This window comes from Cohnella pontilimi (assembly GCF_005049045.1).
Taxonomy (GTDB): Bacteria; Bacillota; Bacilli; order Paenibacillales; family Paenibacillaceae; genus Cohnella; species Cohnella pontilimi.
In genome coordinates, this window is sequence record NZ_SUPK01000002.1 from 564153 (window position 1) to 582398 (window position 18246).

The following is an 18246-nucleotide window of genomic DNA, read 5'->3' on the forward strand; positions in this document are numbered from 1 at the left end:
CTTAAGCTTTAAAATGAACGGCTTTCCCTTTGCTGCCGAGGAAATGCTCGATTTTATCGGCCACGGCGCTCTCCACTGCGGCCCGGCCTTTTTCCAGCAGCTCCGGGTCCAGCATTTGGCATTCCTCGTTGGTCAATCGTTCTTCGCGGCCAAGCCCGCCAAGGAAAGCAAGCTCCAGGTCGGTCGCGATGTTCACTTTACTGACGCCGCCGCCAGGCAGCGCGATCGCTTTCGCCATCATTTCCGCCGGCACGCCCGAACCGCCATGTAACACCAGATGTACCGGAGTCAGCGCCCGGATGGCCTGCAGTCGTGCATAGTCGATTTTCGGTTCTCGAACCATGTACACTCCATGTGCCGTACCGCAAGAGACCGCCAGCGCGTCGACACCCGTCCGCTCCACAAAATACTTGGCTTCCTGAGGATCGGTATACAGCTCTTCGTCTTTATCCGTCTCGACGAAGTCGGTCGTTCCGATCATGCCGAGCTCGGCCTCCACGGAGACGCCGCGGGCATGCGCGTATTCCACGACTTCCCGTGTAATGGCGATGTTCTCCTCCAGCGGTTTCTCGGAGGCGTCGATCATGACGGACGTAAAACCTGCCTCGATCGCTTGCGCGATCGTGTCCAGCTCCTTCGTATGGTCCAGGTGAAGCACAACGGGAACGGTAATGTTCTCGCTGGTCATCCGGAAGTAAAATTGTTCGGCGAACTCCGCAGGCGTAATCCCGTAGCGCAGCAATTCTTTATGAGAGATCTGAACGATAGCGGGGGATTTGCATCTCTCGGCCGCCCGCAGCACCGGCAAAATTACCGGTGTATACCGGGGAGAAAACGAACCAGTGGCGTACCCGTGTTTCTCGGATAGCTCCAAGGCTCTTTTCAACGTAATCACATGGCTAGGTTTTGTATGGTTCACAACGCTCCGTCTCCTTTTTCTATGTTGTGGTGATATCGGCGCAGCGGCATCTGAAGCGGTACATATCCCGTTTCGAAAAGCCGTCTGTACTCATGGTGATAATCGGCTTGAGGCCGGATGACCGATCGCTTCCGGTGTCCGGCCATCGCGGCTTCCGCCTCGAACGCATCCCGGAACAATCCGCAGCCGGTCCCGGCCAGCATGGCGGATCCGAGAAGCGCCGATTCCGGCGTGTCCGACAGCTCCAGCGGGCAATTCGACACGTCGGCTTTGATTTGCAGCCAATGCCGGTTCTGCACGCCTCCGCCTGTGACCGTCAGGGCCGATATCGCGGATCCGGCAGCCAGTTCCGCCGACCGGCGCATCCATTCCATCTCGTAGGCCGTGCCTTCCAGTACGGCTTTCAGCAAATCCACGCGCCCGTGACGGGCGGCCAAACCGATAAAAGCCGCTTTGGCCTCCGCATCCGGCTGCGGCGCTCCGCTTCCCGACAAATAAGGAAAATACAGAATTCCGGTCGGGCCCGGCGCCGTTTCGTCCAACATGGCCAACAACCTGTCGTAGCTCAGAGCAGGCTCCGACAACACAGCCCTCAGCCATTCCACCGATCCTCCGGAAGCGGACAATCCGCCCATCCAGAACATCAAACCCGGAATCGGGTGACAGCCGAAGGACAAGCCGGCGTCCAGATCTGCGGCCGCCAGCTTCCGCTCCGGCATGACGCCGACGAGCGTCTCAGCCGTTCCGATCGAATCCATCACGCGGCCCGGCTTCACCGCTCCGGCGGCCAAACTCGCGGCTACGTGATCGTGGCCTGCGATGACGACGGGCACACCGGCCGGCAAACCGAGCGAACGTGCGGCTTCCTCGTTCACCTTTCCCATCACGGCTCCGCTCGGAAGCGCCTCCGGAAACAATTCCGTATCGAGCCCGAAATGCCGGATCCAAACCGCATCCCATTGCTTGCGGTCGATGCGGAACGCATAAGTGCGCGCCGCCAGCGTATAATCGGTCGCCAGCGCACCCGTCAACCGATAAGCGGCATAGTCGGAGGCGGACAGCCATACGGCTCCCTTCAACAAACCGGGATCGCGCTGCTTCCACCATAAAATCTTCGCCAAACCGTATTTATAGCTGCTGCGGAGTCCGGTCGCGGCGAACTGCTCCAGCGGATCCGTCGAAGCGGCGATCTGCTCCGCCTGAGGCTTGGAGCAAGGTGAGAACCAAGGAATGAACGGCGTCCGCGCCGCGCCCGTCCGCCGGTCGACAAGCAAACCGGTTTCCGCCATGCTCGTGATGCCGACGCAACGGATACTCTTCGCCAGTTCCGACGGCATCGCCTCCCGGATCAAGCCGGCGATTCCGGCCCACAGCCGCTCCGGATCATAGAACTCCCAGCCGTCCTCGGCGTATTTCACCGTCTCGGTGCGAGCGAGCCGGATCAGCCGCCCATTCTCTCCAAATAACGCCGCCTTGCAGTGCGTTGTCCCGATATCCAGGCTGAGCAAGGCGGTTTCGCCGCGGTCAGTCACGGCCTGCTCCCTCCATCGCTTGAGCGATGTGCAGCATGCCCAGCCGCGGACTGGTCAAAAATTTCGGCTGCAGCGCTTCGGGCAACGCGGACACGACTCTGGCCATTGAGGCTTGCGCCAATACGACGACATCGACGGCGTCGACCAGTTCCAAAAGCACGGCCGACAGTTCTCGGTCGTGACCTTCCCGGTCACCGCTCATCAGAAGACGGTAAGCTTCCGATGCCAGCGCTTGCTTGATTTCCGGCTCCGTGCCGCGCTCTGACGCCTTTCTTTGGATCAACCGCGTCGTCGGCTGCAGAGTCGAAGCGAGCGTCGCGGCAACGCCGATCTTGTTCGCCCTCGACACCGCCTCTTCCGCCATCGCTTCGTCGATCCGCATGACGGGAATGCCAAGTGTTGCACGAGCCGCTTCGGCCGCCTCGCCTACTGAAGAACAAGCGCTGACCACACCGCGTGCGCCTTGCTGCTCTGCAAATTTGGCGTACGAAGTCCAACGTTCCAACACGTCGGTCACACGTCCGCCGTTTTGCGCAAGCTGCGGAAGAATGGAATCGTCCAGGAAGTTGATGACTTCCCAGCCTGGCATGAGCTCCGCCGTCAATGCTTTGAACGTGTCGATCGTGACCGGCGTCGTGTGGATAAAGGCGAGTTTCGGATTGCTCATTCGTTGCTCACTCCCAGCTAAACAAACATTTTCTTTCCAATCTATACGATAAGTAGTCCTTGAACGGGGAACCACTTGAATTTTCAATGTTGCGGAATTACAGTTTTTTTGGAAAGCCCTTATGAAGGTTGCACCGACGGGGAGGATGTGGCATCTCCCGCGCCGGTGCGACCGAAAAACGTTACTCTACTTTAATTTCCGGATACGTGTTCTTGACTTCTTTCTTGAACGCTTGGACAACTTTGTCATACGGAGTGTTGTTGTTGATGCCTTCGCCGGCCACTTTGCCCCATTTGGACAATACGCCTTCATTGTATTTGTCCGCCTTAACGCCAGGCAGGCTCTTCATTTGGTCGGCGTATGCCTTCAGGATCAATTGATCGCCGAGCATATCCATCTTGAACGAGTCTTGGTTTTGATCGAATACGAGCGCGTTGGACGGCATGTTGCCCGTCTTCTGCAGGTTTTCCAGCTGCCATTCCGGGCTGGCGACGTATTTCAGGAATTCAAATGCCAGTTCTTTGTTCTTGGATTTTTCATAGATGCCTTCATAGCGTCCGCCGATGAACCAGCCTTCCGGCGTCTTGGCCACGCCGAATTTGCCTTTCGCTTTGCCGTCTTTGTTGTCGATCATGAACGTTGCCCAGGAAGGCATGGAGGTCAGGACGACGTCTCCGTTATTGAGCGCGCTGCCCCATCCGGAAGACATGAAGCCCAGCTTCGCGTCTACGCCTTCATTGCGGATTTTCAGTTGCGTTTCATAGGTTTCTTTCCATTTCGGATCGATAACCAACTTGCCGTCTTGCACCCACGGCTGGGTATTGTAAGCCATGATGTCGAACAAGCCGCCGGCGGATTGAATCAGATGTACTTTGCCGCCGCTGTCTTTCGCGACTTTTTTGCCAAGGTCGACGATTTTATCCCAGGAGTCGACCATCGCGCTGATTTGGTCCGGATCGTCGGTGCCCAGCCATTTTTTCGCGCTCTCGCGAACGTACCAGAAGCCGCCCGGCGAAGAGTTGTCGGAGATGGCACGGAGCTTGCCGTCAGCGGATTTGCCGTATTCTTTGACATAAGGAATATGATCCTTGACCACATCGTCTCCGCCCATAGCGGACAGGTCGGCAAGGTATGGAGACTCCAGGAATTTGCCGATGTAGCCTCTATCCAGGTCCACGATGTCAGGCGCGTTTTGACCGGTTTGCAGCGCGGTCATCAGCTTCGTTTCATACTGGTCGCCCGGGAAAATCTGTACGTCGACCTTCACGCCCGGGTTTTTGGCCATGAAAGATTCAGCCAGGATTTTGACCTGATCGAAATAAGTCCAAACGACGAGGTTGCCTTCCAGCTTAGCAGGAGCCGAGGAATCACTCGGTGCCGCAGAAGCGGAACCGCTCGGAGATGCCGCCGGTGAAGCGGAAGGAGAGCTGTCGTTATTGCTGTTGCCTTTGCCGCAAGCCGCGAGCAGTACGATAATCATGGTGGCTGCGAGGAAGCCGGATAACCATTTTTTTGCCTTCAAAACCATTCGCCCCTTCTTCGTTTAAGTGTAGTACGGTACGGTCATAAGCCTCTTTCTGCCAATCGCTTGCGATGACACGCTGAACAGAACCAGCGTCGAGGCATCACCCCTTTCAAGTGTCCGACATGTAAACTTAACCTTTGACCGCACCCGCCGACACTCCGCTTATAATGCGTTTCGACATGGCGGAGAAGAAAACGAGAATCGGCACAACCGATACGACAAGCCCTACGTACTGCGCCCCGAAGTCGGATACGAACGCGGACCTGAGGCTCGCGATCATGACCGGCAGCGTCTGCTTGTTGTTGTCGAACAGAATGATCATCGGCGTCAGGAAGTCATTCCACTTTCCGATGAAAGAGAAGATCGCATATGTCGCCAACACCGGCGTCATGAGCGGCAGGATAATTCTGTGGAAGATTTGCACTTCCCCGTAACCGTCGACGCGGCCGGATTCCAATATTTCCGTCGGAACCGACGAATCGACGAACTGGCGGATCATGAACACCCCGAAGGCGCTGCTGATCGACGGCAGGATGAGCGGCCAGTAAGTATTGAGCATATGGAAGGATTCCATTAATTTGTAGAACCCGATAATCCCAAGCTGTCCCGGGATCATCATCGTAGCGAGCAGGCCGATAAACAACACATTTTTGAACCGGAAGTTATACTTGGAAAATCCGTATCCTACCATCGCGGAGGCATACACATTCAATGCGGTAGCGGCCACCGTAACAAATGCGGTGTTCCACAACCCTCTCCAAATATTGACGGAGTGCATAAGCCGTTCGTAGTTGGCGGCCAGCTGATCGCCCGGTGCAAGAAGCAGCTTTTGCGCGATATCGGTGTTGTTATGGGTCGACGTGATGATCATGCTGTAAAACGGCAGCAGACACGTAATGGCCACGGCAATGAGGAACAGGTAACAGATCGTCCGGACGAAGATATTTCCTTTCATGTCGATCCTCCTAATCCTTAAGCCTGTAGGCTCTGGCAGTAATGGCGGTGAAGATCATGATGACGATGAAGACGCCGTAGGCGATCGCTGCCCCGTAGCTGTAATCGAACGCTTTGAACGAGGTTTCGTACAGGTACAGGATCATCGTTCGTGCCGAGTTTCCGGGACCGTCCCCGCCGTTGCCGATGACGAGCGGTCCTTCGAACAACTGCAACCCTCCGATTACGGAAGTGATGAAGGTAAAGACGAAAACGGGACGTAACAGCGGAAGCGTGATTTTGAATACCATCTGTGTTTTCGTTGCTCCATCTACTTCCGCCGCCTCGAACACTTCTGAGGAAATCGACTGAAGACCGGCGACGAACACGATCAAGTTAAAGCCGAAATATTGCCACATGGTGATCGAAGCTATGATCGCTCTTGTCCACCAAGGGCTGTTGAACCAGTTAATCGGGTCTTGAATGAGACCGATATTGATGAGCAGCTTGTTGATGCTTCCCGTCTGCCAGTCGAACATCAAGCTGAAAATGACGCCGAGCGTGACCGTGGAAATCAGATTGGGAAAGTAGTAGACTGCCCGGAAAAAATGTTTGCCCTTCACGAACTTTTCGTGGAGTATGAGCGCCAGAAGAAGGGCCAAAATTAACTGCGGGACAATCGACATGATCCAGATAATCAGGGTATTGCTGATCGTCTGCCAAAAAAACGAATCGTGCACAAGTCTTTCGTAGTTGGCCAGTCCGACATATACCGGATCCGAAAATCCGTCCCATTTGGTCAAACTTAAGTACAACGTATACAAAATGGGCACCAGCCCGAATAGGGCGTAGGCGATGAAAAACGGGGAGATGAACAGATAACCGTATGCTGACTTGTTCACCTTAGATTTCATGGTCTTCCTCCTTAACGGGAATCGGTCGTGAAGCACCGGGGTGAAAAGCGCTTTCATGGGGCTTTATAAAAATAGGTTCATGGTGCTTATTAATCCATAACCTTGGAAGCGCATGCATGACACTTTTTGAATCATTATTAAAAAGTGGCAAGGAGGAATCTCTTTATGTCCGTATTATAATGCTTACATGGTAGATTTGTCTATCGAAAACGCAACCATTGGATTAAACATTTTAAATAATGTTCAAAAACTAATGAGACGACGACCGATTTAGACAGCCGGTTTAGACAGCCGATTTACTCGCTCGACAAATACTGCTCGATTCCGAGCGTTCCCGCACCGACGACACCCGCTTGGAGCTTGAGCTGCGACGACTGAAGCAGGATGTCCTTGTGGAAAGTGGCGAAGCACCTGGCCTGGGCGATCCCCTTGATCTGCTCGAAGTATTCCGGAATTTCGTTGACCAGCAGGCCTCCGATCACGATGGTTTCCGGCGTGATCATATTGATGACGTTCGCCAAGGCGATTCCCATGTACCGGGCGGACTCGTTCAACAAATTCACGGCGAGCGCATCGCCTTTCTTGGCGGCATCGATAATCGCGTGAATATCGACGGCGTCTTCGTTGTCCAAGTACATCGGAGCCAGCTCGCTGGCAACCCCCCGGCGAATCTCTTCGCCGGCCCGGCGAATCATCGCCATGCCGGATGCCACTGCCTCCAGACAGCCGTAGTTGCCGCAATTGCAGCGCGGCCCGTCCAGCTCGATCGTGCCGTGTCCGATTTCTCCCGCGCCGTAAGGGAAGCCTTGATAGATTTTGCGGTTAAAGATGATCCCGCTTCCGATCCCAACGTCCGCATCCACGTATATCATGTTGTTCAATCCGCGGCCTGCTCCGAACCACAGCTCGGAGAGCGCCATCACGTTCGCGTCCTTCTCGATCGAAGCGTTCATGCCGAACCGTTCCTGCAAAATGTCGCGAAGCGGCACCGAAGCCAGACCCGGAATATTCGGCGGGGATAAGATCACGCCCCTGCTCGGATCCAGCGGGCCCGGAGAAGCGACGCCGATGCCTACGAATCGATCCCGAGGCAATTTGGACTTCGCCATGATCGATTCGACGGCATGCACAATCTGGGCCACGATCGCCTCGCGGTCCTCTTTGCTGCGGAGCTTCGCCTGCTCTTGCACGACGGGCCTGCCTTTGAAGTTGATGACCGCCGCTTTGATCGTAGATGCACTCAGATGAATCCCTACCGTGTAGACGGCATCCGGGTTGAGCTCCAGCAATATCGGCTTTCGGCCCCCGCTGGAAATGTCGAACCCGGCTTCGCTGATCAAGTGCTCCCGGATCAGCTCGTCTACGAGGTTATTGATCGCAGTGAAAGACAGATGGGTCCGCGCGGCGATTTCCACCTTGGTGATCGGACCTTGATCCCGAATACACTGCAGGATCACGTACCGGTTCATATTTTTGACGTGGCGGATGTTTTTGCCTTTGTTATCGATCATAGCAACCTCTTTCGGTGTAAACCGTTCCTATTTTTGGGCATTTTCTAGCTTACTATGATTGATAGATAAATTCAACGAACACTTCACCGATTTCAGAGGAACAGTCGACCGTATATAGCCGCGACGCGGGATCGAAAACGACCAACTCCGCAAGGCTTCCGTTCACCGTAACTGTCTGCGGCTGCCGCTCGGAGAGGAATCCGAACACGCCGCCCTCTCTCAAGCGCACATAATGCCGTGGGCCGGAGGTCCAATGGTTCAGCACGGCGGCGGACGGAATATATTTGTTCAACAAACCGACCGGGGTAAAGAAAGCATCTGCAGGCACGATAACAAACAATGCGACGCCGTTGTCCGCCAGTTCAAATGGATGTGATTCCTCCCGGCCCAGCGTGAACACGGTTTTATTGAAATAATCGTAAACGACGAAACGTTCTCCCTGAAGCTTCGGCACATCCGAGGGTCGTACGGAGCCGCTCACAGACGACGAATCTTTGTTCACGTGGAAGGCGGCGATGAGACCCGAGCCGTTCGAATGGTTCCATACCTTCAGAGGCGCGCGCTCCACCGTCGGATCGATCGTCAAGCAATCCGCGGTCGGCATACCGGGCTGCTCTCCTCTGACGATTTTCCCGTCACGGAAGACTAACGGCCATACTTGCTCGGGGTCGGTACGGCCGACGGGATCGCTGATATACACCGGCCCTCCGCTCACCGCACGAAGAACGGCGTTCTGACGCCCATCCGGGTTGATCGTCCAGAACATGTCCCAGTCGCCCCAGAAAAACTGGCCGTGATACAACGAGTTATACGCATTTTGCAGGGCATGCTCTTGGAAGCTCCGTTCCTCCTGCGGTACGAAATCGTCGCTGTTGCGGGAAACGGCCGTCATTTGCCGGTTCCAAATATTTTCAGCACCCATCCCCATGCAGTTGATCATCGTCCGGTTAAAGTGCAGGCCGACCGAAGCTTCCAGCGCGGTATGGGCGGCTCTCGCGGATTCGCCGACAGAGCGGTAGTACCTCATGAAGTTAAATACCGAGCTTTGCCCGTCCACCTTGACGAAATCGATGCCTTTCTTCTTCAAGAACGAATGCCAGGCGTTCCAGAAGCCGAAAGCGTCAGCCGCGCTCGGGGAAGGAATGATGCGGTGGTTGTAGGTTTCGAACAAGTACTGTTTGAAATCCGCCGCCAGCTGGCTGGAATGTTCGATGCCCGCCCAATAACCCATAATGGTGTGCCACACGCCAACCCAGCGGACTCCGAAGCGCTGTTTGAGCTCGGCCACTACCGGCTCCAACCCGAACGGAAACTTCTCCGTGTCGGCTTCAAACGCGTTCAAACGCAAATTTTTCACGTCTGACCAGCCGTCGTCGATCATGACCCATTTCACAGGCAAGCCCATATCCTGCAGTTCCCCGAGCTTCTCGCGCAAGCCATCGGCATTCACCTTGTGGTAAAAGGCGTCCCAACTGCACCAGCCCAAATAATCGAGCGTTTCCGGATATTCCTTGTCCTCCCGGTGATAAGCGGGAACGTCGAGCCTGGACAAAGCGGAACGCACCGTGCTTCGGGTAAGCTCGAACGGATCGGTGCCGGCCGCCAGCACGAATGCGTACGCATCGTATCTGTCGAAACCGTCCCGGTAAGTGGAGAGTACCACCTGCAGCCCTTCGGGCGTTCCCCGGAGATCAGAGCGCACGTGCCCGCTCGTGACCGGAAGCAGATGATAATAGAGATTTCCGCTTTGCAGGAGCATCGACTGCGTGCGCTCGGGGAGCTTCGTCAAATCGCGTTCGAAGCTGGGCCTTGTCCACCAGTCTTTATGCTGGTAAATGGCCATGACGCCGTCGACCGGCACGGTCCGGCCGATCCGGATCATAATGCCGTTCTCCCCTGCCAAGTAGCGCTGCTTGCCGAAGAGATGTTCATTTTTCACTTCCGCATACATCGACACGTGGACCGCGGACAACTCGCTGCGGATATTGAGCGTTGCCGTTGCTATGCTGCCGGCATCGGAGTAAGTCAACACTTGCTCGACGGCCCCCTTCGTGGAGGCGGAAGGTTCCAGCGTGACGACCGATTGCAGCTCCAGCGGAAGCTCGGACAAATCGTTCAATCGCACCGAGATCGTGATGTCGGCCAACACCGGCGTTTCCCGGTACAGGATGTGCAGTTGTTTCTCATTTTCGTGGACCTGGAACATCAATCTCTCTCCTTCAATTTATAAGTGGAAGAAGTCCGCAGACTTGCCGAAGCCTACGGCGGCGCAGAGCGCAGCCCCGCGGGAGGCTTCCTCCCGGCTGGCCGGGATCGTGGGCGAATAACCGAAAACCTGTTCCAGCTTTCGCCTCAGCGCCGGATTCCTTCGAATCCCGTTGCCGGAGGCAACCAGCGTGCGAATCCGATCCCGAATCGGGGCAGGAAAAGCCTCGTAAAATCGGTGAAGCTCGTCGATCATCCCGTCTAAAAATCCGTGCACCAAATTCCGCACCGTAAAATTGTCCGGGCCAATGTCCGCGATGGATCCGCGTTGCAGCGGATTTTGGCGGGTTCCGAAAAATTGGGTGTTTACGCGGACCGCGGCCCCCTCTTTGTCCGCCTGCTCTTCGGCCACACGGTTCATGATCTCGTAGAGCTCGGCCCCGTCATAACCGACGAACATGGAGCAAACTTCTCGAAAAAAACGTTCCAGCAGCGAGTATGATTTCCCTCCGCTCAAGGAAGCTCCGACAAGCAAATATCCGCCGCCCGGGAACGGGCGGGTATCCAGCCCGTCGACAGATACGTATTCATCGATATACGCCGAAAGCTGTGCACCGGTCCCTATATTCAGCAGTAAAGTGCTGCGTACGTCCTGCACCGAACCTAGGAAGCTTGCTTGATTGTCTCCCAGCGCGCAGCTCACCGGAACGCCGTCCGCGGTATGTCCGATCACAGAGCCGGACATTGCCACTTCGGGGATCATGGCGGGATCGATCCGGCAGGCGGCGAGAGCCGCTTGATCAAATTTGAGCGCTTTCAGATCGAAAAGTCCGAGCGCTGCAGCATTCGTCGAATCGATTAGCGGGGACGGCCGATTCGCCAGCCGCATCGCCGCATAATCGGCGATCGTACACAGCGCCGCTGCTTCCTTGGGCACCAGGCCGTTCATCAAGTTGTAGACGTGCGTCACCATTCCATAACCCGTAGACAGCGGATAACCGGTCAAGCGGCTGAGATGTTCAGCGTACGCAGCGCTCTCGCCCGGATAAGGCAGGTCTCCTCGTTGATCCTGCCAGGTGTAAAGAGGCGAAACGGCCCGGCCTTCTTGATCCACGTATAGAATTCCGTGCATTTGCCCGGTGACGCCGATCCCGCCGATTTCAGCTCTGGAATGGGACAATTCCGAAACGATCTCCAGGATCGCATCCATAATACGGGCCGGGTCCTGGACAAATTCCCACGCATGCGAAGATCTGAGTGCGGCTCGGTTCTCCTTCGTAATCGCTTGCACGATTTGCTTGCTTGAAGCGTCCATCAGCACCCCGCAAATCGAAGTCGTACCGATGTCCAGTCCGATCATCAACAAATCCGCCGCCCCCTTAATTGGTTACCGGATGCAAGGAACGGCAGGATTCCCGGATGACGATTTCCGGCTTCAGCAAAATCCGGGCGCCCTCCGCAGCCTCATCCGACCGAACTTTCGCCAGCAATCCTTCCGCTGCCAATCGGCCGATTTCGTAAAACGGCTGTCTGACGGTCGTCAGCGGAGGGTACACCCACCTCGCGATATTGATGTCATCATAGCCGACTAACGAGCAGTCCTCCGGGACGGTCAAGTTTTTGTCCCGCATAGCCGTTAACGCACCTACAGCCATTTCATCGTTCGAGGATAGGACGGCGGTCACTCCGCCCGCTTCGAGAAGCGTCATCATCGCCTTATACCCTCCTTCGTTCGTCCAGTCGGAAGCCGCGATCCATTCTTTACGCGTTTCCATTCCCAACTCGGCCAGTGCCTTCCTGAACCCTTCCAGCCTGTAGACCGAAGGAGACTCCTCCGCCGGTCCCGAAATGTATCCCAGCTTCCGATGTCCCAATGCAAACAGATAATGAACCAACTCGGAGATCCCATGTTCGTGATCGACATCGACCGAATGCAGCGCCCTGTTACCGCCGTCATCTCCGATGACAACGATCGGAGCGTCAGCATTTTGAAGTATTTCCGCTTCCGCAGCGTCCCTTTTTTTGAAGCTGACAAAAATAAGTCCGTCCACTTGGCCTTCATGCAAAAGTTTGACAAACTCGCTTTCGCGCCTGTCCCCGGAGGTTCGGCTGTAATACACGCAGCCGTAACCGTTTGCTTCCGCCACCGTCTCGACGCCCTTCAATATCCCGGAATAAAAGACGTTGGAAATATCGTTGACAATGACCCCGATCATGTTCGTTTGGTTCGTGACCAGCCTTCGGGCGTGTACGTTCGGATGAAAATTCAGTTCACGAATCGCGGCTTCCAAAGCTTCCTGGGTCCTCTTCTTGACGGCTTGCCCGTTCAAGTAGCGGGATACGGTGCTCTTGGATGTTCCTGCAAGTTTGGCTACATCTCGAATCGTCGGGTTCATCCGGTCACTCCTGGGTTTAGGGTCAAGATTTCATGCATTTTGGGAACGGTCCCAAAATGGTGTTTCCAACAGGTTAGCCCAATTTCATCTGACTGTCAACGCGATTTCATGACCGGAAATGGATCCCATCTCTCATCTTTGAACACAAAGAACTATTGAAAGTAGGTTGCTTAGTCCTATTTACTCACAAGTTTCTTTACTTTTCCACAGTTGTCCTGTGGATAACTTGTCGGATGGTGCCTGAGCGTCCCGATATTTTCTGCGCAGCTCCTGAATCTCCGGTTGTCTCCTGTCTCCATTGAAGGTATCTTGAATCTATAGCACATTTTCTGGACAAGCCATCACCGAGGAGGAACTCCCGCTCATGCCCGTGAATCTCACCTTTTTTGTGTTGTTCTACTTTTTCATTTACATGGGCAATGCCGTATATGGCACGTTTATTCCGCTATATTTTCAGAACATCGGCTTTACGCAATCGCAGATCGGCACCTTGCTCAGCATTGGACCGCTTGTGGCTATTCTCGCACAGCCGGTGTGGGGAACGGTGAGCGACAGGGCACGTACGAAGAACAGTGTCTTGCTGCTGATGATTGCGGGAACCTGCATGAGTACATTGCTGTACCCTTTATCCAACCAATTCCTGTACTTGACGATCATGATTTGTGTGTTCACTTTTTTCCAAACGTCTATTTTCGCGGTCAGCGACGCGGTCACCTTAGAAGCGCTCGACCGGCGCAAAAACGGGAATTTCAGTACGATCCGCTTGGCGGGAACGGTCGGATTTGCTCTGATGTCCATTCTCTTCGGGTTCATCGCGCAAAAGCGCGTCGATCTCCTGTTCAATGTATATGCGATGATCCTCGCGGTTAGTTTTCTGCTTGTCCTTCGTTTCCCCAAAATTGCCGGCCACCAGTCGCAGGGACGAAAAGTTCGTTTCCGGGTGCTGTTTCGCAATCGGACTTTAATGCTGTATATGGCGATTAGCTTCGTTTTACATATAACGCTGATGTATTACTACACGTTTTTCCCGCTGTATTTTAAACAACTGGGTGGAGACAGCTACTGGCTCGGATGGTCTATGGTTATTTCCTCTCTCAGCGAGTTTCCGTTCCTTCTGTTCTCCAAAAAGATTTTTCAGCGCGTCAAGGTGCCGTATATTTTACTCGGGGCAGGCGTAGCAGCCTCTATTCGATGGCTGTTGTTTTCCGCTGTTGACAATCCGTTTTGGGCATTGCCGGTCCAGGCCTTCCATGGCTTATTTTTCATCGTGCTGTCCGTCACCATGGCGAACGTGATCAATCGGGAAGTGCCGGATGAGCTGAAAGCGAGCGGCCAAACGTTTAACGCGCTGCTCAGCATGGGTGTGGCCAGAATCATCGGCAGCTTCGCGGGCGGACTGGCCAGCGAGGCATTCGGCATCCGGCGGGTATTCTTTTACAATTTCGTGCTGGCCTTGCTGTGCACGGCCTTGTTTGCGGTCATCTTCTGGATGCAGAGTGTCCAAACTAAAAAATCCCTTGAGCATCAAGGGATTTCAGGGTAAATCTATTGGATGTCTCGCTTATATTTCAAATTGCGCGGCGGCAGCCACCTCGGAGTGGGCCGCCATGACGGACGTTTCAATGTACGTGATGAACAGCTCGACAAGCTCCGGGTCGAATTGCGTTCCCGAACATCTTCTCAACTCCTGAAGAGCGTCGGGCACCGATTTTGTTTCTTGATACGGCCTCTCCGTGGTCATGGCGTCGAACGAATCGATGATGCACAGCAGGCGCGCAAGACGCGGAATTTCTTCACCTTTGAGCCCATGAGGATAGCCTTTGCCGTCATACCGCTCGTGATGCAATTCGACCAACGGGACTAGATCCTTGTACTTTTCGTTCACCAGTACGATTTCTTTGCCCCATACCACGTGCTTTTTGACCATTTCCCATTCTTCGTTCGTCAGTTTCGTCTTTTTATTCAAAATATCCCGGGGGATTTCGAGCTTTCCGATGTCATGAATCAGCGCGCCTAGCACCAACAGACGACGTTCTTCTTCGTGTAACTGCAATCTATCGGCCATATCGGCCGCGTAGGAACATACACGTTTGGAGTGTTTAAACGTGTACACGTCTTTGGATATGAAAATTTTGATCTGCTGTTCGATTTGCTTCAGGTCGTACTCCAAGCTTTGCGGCAAGTGGGTTTCGTCTCCATGAATGAACACCGTGTTCTTCCCTTTGGACTTGGCCACATAAAGAGCCCGATCGGCCCAGTCAATGAGCTGGGATTTATCGTAGCTTTCTTTGTTTACTTCCAAAATGCCGGCAGAGAACGAAATGCAGCCGTGCGGGAACACGTCGACCCCATCAAACGGAGTATCGTTGATTTTTTTGCGCAGTCCGTCAATGAATTCCTTGGCTTTGTCCTTGTGAAACCCCGGCATGATGATGGAGAACTCTTCGCCGCCATATCGCGCGGCAAACAACTGGTTAGCCTCGCACTCCGCTTTGACGAGTTGTCCGAAAAAGCCAAGCAATCGATCCCCTTGCGGGTGTCCGAAAGCGTCATTGTATTTTTTGAAATCGTCCAAATCAAGCAAAGCCAAAGACATTGGCTTGTTTTCCGTTCTGGCCCGCTTGATATGCTCGTCCAGCTTTTCCTCAAAATAACTGTGACTGAAGAGGCCTGTCCGCTGGTCGGTGTTGGCTTTTTCGCTCATTTGGCTGTACATCAGAAAGAGCTGCCGAAAGCCATGGGACAGCAGCATTCCTACCGCCAAGAGTAAAAAAAGTCCAAATAAGCCGCTATCTATTATTAAAATCACGAGAACAAGCGATAAAAGCAAAGTACTAAAGTAGGCGAAGAAGGCATCTGCTAAAATGGTTTTAATGATTTCATATAATTTACCTTTATATAGAAGATAGTAATAACAGCCGACTAGAACAACATTTACTAAGAAATACACAGCCAAAGCAATAATGTAGGCATGTAAATGATGAACATCAAATGGACCAACTGCTCCTCCGAGCAGATGGTACGCTAAGCTTGCTCCAAAAATCATAAATGAATAGATTGAGAAATTCAGCAGATGCTTCCACCATACCACATCGCGTTTGTATATTAACAAAATAGCAGAAGCAATGACTAAAATAACCAACGAAAAACTTGCCCCATAGGCAAACGCAGCTGCCAAATAAACCGAGGAGTCCATTGACTGACGATTGCCTTCAGGTGGCAACTGAAACATAAAGTGTTCTAATATGAGCACAGCTGCAACCATAGCATAAACTGTTACCCATTGAGTTAATGAATACGAAAAAAAAGCAGAGTTATCGATTGTTAAAAACATACAAATACCGCAAATAAATATCACGGCGGCGTAGTTGAATCCAGGCTGACGAAACTGAGCGAGTAACTTTTGAGCCAGCCCCATGTTCTGTCTTGTCCCCTTCACTTCTAAAATAGAAAAAATAATGGAAACAGGGGAACCCCGTTTCCATCATTTTAATTGATTTTAAATCCAGATGTAAGTGCGATTATTACGGAAGCTACCATAATCGCATTTATTAAGATTCGGGAAACTTTGATTCCTTCGAGTTTCTTCACTTTATGTACCTCCGGTTGGACTTCGGTTAATTGATTTTGAAGCCCGACGTAAGTGCGACGATAACAGAAGCGACGATCACTGCGTTGAATAGGATGCGGGAAACTTTAATTCCTTCGAATTTTTTCATTATATGTACCCTCCCATTTAACTTTAATTAATTGATTTTAAATCCGGAAGTAAGCGCGATGATAACGGAAGCGACGATCACTGCGTTGAACAGGATGCGGGAAACTTTAATTCCTTCGAATTTTTTCATTATATGTACCCTCCCATTTGGCTGATTTAATTAATTTTAAATCCCGAAGTAAGTGCGATGATCACGGAAGCGACGATTACTGCATTTACCAGGATACGAGAGACTTTAATTCCTTCGAATTTTTTCATTATATGTACCCTCCCATTTGGCTGATTTAATTAATTTTAAATCCCGAAGTAAGTGCGATGATTACGGAAGCGACGATTACTGCATTTACCAGGATACGAGAGACTTTAATCCCTTCCAGCTTCTTTTTCATGCTGACCGCTCTCCTTTCTTCGTGGTATTTATGTCAGTTGACTCAACAATGGAAGATCTATGTTTGTGGGCTATCATAATATTGTTGAGGTAGATAAAGATACCGACGTTCATGATGACGTCCCCGATACTAATGACTTGGCTTCTTGGGTAAGGGGAGGTCAGCGGGATAATGTCTCCCAGGAAAGGAACAATGGTCGAATCCGTTAATAGTGCGTGCTTTGATACCACGCTTCCATCTCTTAACATCTGGCCATATACGGGATCCAAAACAGATGCGGCTTCTAACGACACCGGCATTTTACCGCCATTGGCAGCCATCACGATGAAGTTCAGGGCAACACCAGCGAAAATCCACCAAAAACCTTTTTCTTCACGATTCAGCCAAAGAACATAAAGACCGGCTGCGTAAACCACTAAAAACATGTAACCGCTGTAATCCGCGATCCATTCGTTTTTGTCGGTCAAGTAAAATACACCGAACTGAACGAGCAGCAATGCCGGAAAAATCCAACCGCCGCGGATTCGTATCTGAGACAGAGCGGCAAAACCGTGCCTCCAGCCTGCGCGTATCAAGCCAATGATGAGCCCGATTACAATTCCGTCGTAAACCATGTAAGCAAATCCCTTCGAAAATCTAGGAGTGGATAAGAACTTTTTTCGCGCTGGGCCTCGGCTGATTCTTTTCCAGGATATAAGTCTTCCCGAATTTCCTGCAAACGACTTTACCTTCCCGGCATAACCGCTTTACATGATCTTGATGCACGCCCCAAATCTTGGACGCCTCTTCGGTCGACATGATTTCTTCCAATGGATTCATGCTGTCTCCTCCTGACGTTCAGAGGGTCGGATCTTTTGAACTCGAATGTGACGCTGTTCGACTATCAACCATTGTCAACATTTGCTAACTTCGATTTGATTATAGAATGTCCGACATCGGACGTCAATATATTTTTTTAATTTTTCTCATAGTGACATAAGAAGCTTTGAGAGAGTGTTAGATGGGAGTTTATGCGACTCGTTGGTGGAAGAGTGTGGTATTTGAACAACAAATATAAGAATACCGTTTATATGTCATTCTGAGAACGGACATATTTTGTAGAAACTTGCAGTTCTTTGTCGAGACAGAAAACAAAAAAACACCTTCGCAAGGAAGGTGTTTCATGATCGGCCTGGCGGCGTCCTACTCTCCCAGGACCCTGCGGTCCAAGTACCATCGGCGCTGGAGGGCTTAACGGTCGTGTTCGGGATGGGTACGCGTGGAACCCCTCCGCCATCACTACCAGACCAACTAACGCAAGGCTTGCGCCTTGAAAACCGGATGCGAAACGAAACAGTTACTGATATAAACATCATCGATACCTGTGTGCTTATTAGGATAAGCCCTCGACCGATTAGTACTCGTCAGCTGCACACGTTGCCGCGCTTCCACCCCGAGCCTATCAACCTGGTGTTCTTCCAGGGGTCTTACTAAATTGGGAAATCTCATCTTGAGGCGGGCTTCGCGCTTAGATGCTTTCAGCGCTTATCCCTCCCGC

At 52.6% G+C, this 18246-nt stretch carries 14 protein-coding genes and 2 rRNA genes; 1 reads left to right on the plus strand and 15 read right to left on the minus strand.

All coding sequences use genetic code 11. The annotated features are described in order from the left end of the window. Nucleotide 1: 1 nt before the first annotated feature. The 10 genes from E5161_RS06735 to E5161_RS06780 form a co-directional block, all read right to left on the minus strand. Nucleotides 2–919 carry a class II fructose-bisphosphate aldolase gene (locus tag E5161_RS06735; protein WP_136776924.1) on the minus strand — a complete coding sequence of 306 codons (918 nt, stop codon included), beginning with the start codon at nt 917–919 and terminating at the stop codon, nt 2–4. Further along, nucleotides 916–2451, minus strand: coding sequence for an FGGY-family carbohydrate kinase (locus tag E5161_RS06740; protein WP_136776925.1), 1536 nt, complete (start codon nt 2449–2451; stop codon nt 916–918). Before E5161_RS06740 ends, E5161_RS06735 begins: the two co-directional genes overlap by 4 nt. Continuing rightward, nucleotides 2444–3118, minus strand: coding sequence for an aspartate/glutamate racemase family protein (locus tag E5161_RS06745; protein WP_136776926.1), 675 nt, complete (start codon nt 3116–3118; stop codon nt 2444–2446). Before E5161_RS06745 ends, E5161_RS06740 begins: the two co-directional genes overlap by 8 nt. 181 nt (nt 3119–3299) lie before the next feature. Further along, nucleotides 3300–4640 (minus strand): ABC transporter substrate-binding protein, encoded by a 1341-nt coding sequence (locus E5161_RS06750; protein ID WP_169306591.1) that lies wholly within the window; start codon nt 4638–4640, stop codon nt 3300–3302. Nucleotides 4641–4773: 133 nt separating this feature from the next. Further along, on the minus strand, nt 4774–5598 hold the full coding sequence (locus E5161_RS06755; protein ID WP_136776928.1) for a carbohydrate ABC transporter permease: 825 nt from the start codon (nt 5596–5598) through the stop codon (nt 4774–4776). A 10-nt stretch (nt 5599–5608) separates the two neighbouring features. Next, nucleotides 5609–6490: a carbohydrate ABC transporter permease gene (locus E5161_RS06760; RefSeq protein WP_136776929.1), complete on the minus strand. Its 882-nt coding sequence runs from the start codon at nt 6488–6490 to the stop codon at nt 5609–5611. Nucleotides 6491–6786: 296 nt separating this feature from the next. Beyond that, entirely contained in the window at nt 6787–8001 is a 1215-nt protein-coding gene (locus E5161_RS06765) for an ROK family transcriptional regulator (RefSeq protein ID WP_136776930.1), read from the minus strand. 52 nt (nt 8002–8053) lie between these two features. Next, nucleotides 8054–10207, minus strand: coding sequence for a Sip1-related alpha-galactosidase (locus E5161_RS06770; RefSeq protein WP_136776931.1), 2154 nt, complete (start codon nt 10205–10207; stop codon nt 8054–8056). Between the two features lie 18 nt (nt 10208–10225). Then, on the minus strand, nt 10226–11566 hold the full coding sequence (locus tag E5161_RS06775) for a sedoheptulokinase (protein ID WP_246042134.1): 1341 nt from the start codon (nt 11564–11566) through the stop codon (nt 10226–10228). Nucleotides 11567–11585: 19 nt separating this feature from the next. Beyond that, nucleotides 11586–12602 carry a LacI family DNA-binding transcriptional regulator gene (locus E5161_RS06780; protein ID WP_136776933.1) on the minus strand — a complete coding sequence of 339 codons (1017 nt, stop codon included), beginning with the start codon at nt 12600–12602 and terminating at the stop codon, nt 11586–11588. A gap of 364 nt (nt 12603–12966) precedes the next feature. On the opposite strand from E5161_RS06780, the gene E5161_RS06785 reads away from it, so the two are divergent. Continuing rightward, a complete protein-coding gene (locus E5161_RS06785; protein ID WP_136776934.1) occupies nt 12967–14145 on the plus strand; it encodes an MFS transporter in 1179 nt (392 codons plus the stop codon). Between the two features lie 18 nt (nt 14146–14163). On the opposite strand, the gene E5161_RS06790 is transcribed toward E5161_RS06785, so the two are convergent. From E5161_RS06790 to E5161_RS06810, 5 genes are all read right to left on the minus strand, one after another. Then, entirely contained in the window at nt 14164–16020 is a 1857-nt protein-coding gene (locus E5161_RS06790) for a bifunctional diguanylate cyclase/phosphohydrolase (RefSeq protein WP_136776935.1), read from the minus strand. A 685-nt stretch (nt 16021–16705) separates the two neighbouring features. Then, nucleotides 16706–17323 (minus strand): DUF5317 domain-containing protein, encoded by a 618-nt coding sequence (locus E5161_RS06795; RefSeq protein ID WP_136776936.1) that lies wholly within the window; start codon nt 17321–17323, stop codon nt 16706–16708. A 22-nt stretch (nt 17324–17345) separates the two neighbouring features. Next, on the minus strand, nt 17346–17528 hold the full coding sequence (locus tag E5161_RS06800; RefSeq protein ID WP_136776937.1) for a helix-turn-helix domain-containing protein: 183 nt from the start codon (nt 17526–17528) through the stop codon (nt 17346–17348). Nucleotides 17529–17878: 350 nt separating this feature from the next. Then, nucleotides 17879–17995: ribosomal RNA gene (gene rrf, locus E5161_RS06805) — 5S ribosomal RNA — on the minus strand. A gap of 87 nt (nt 17996–18082) precedes the next feature. Continuing rightward, nucleotides 18083–18246, minus strand: a 23S ribosomal RNA gene (locus E5161_RS06810); the annotation flags it as partial.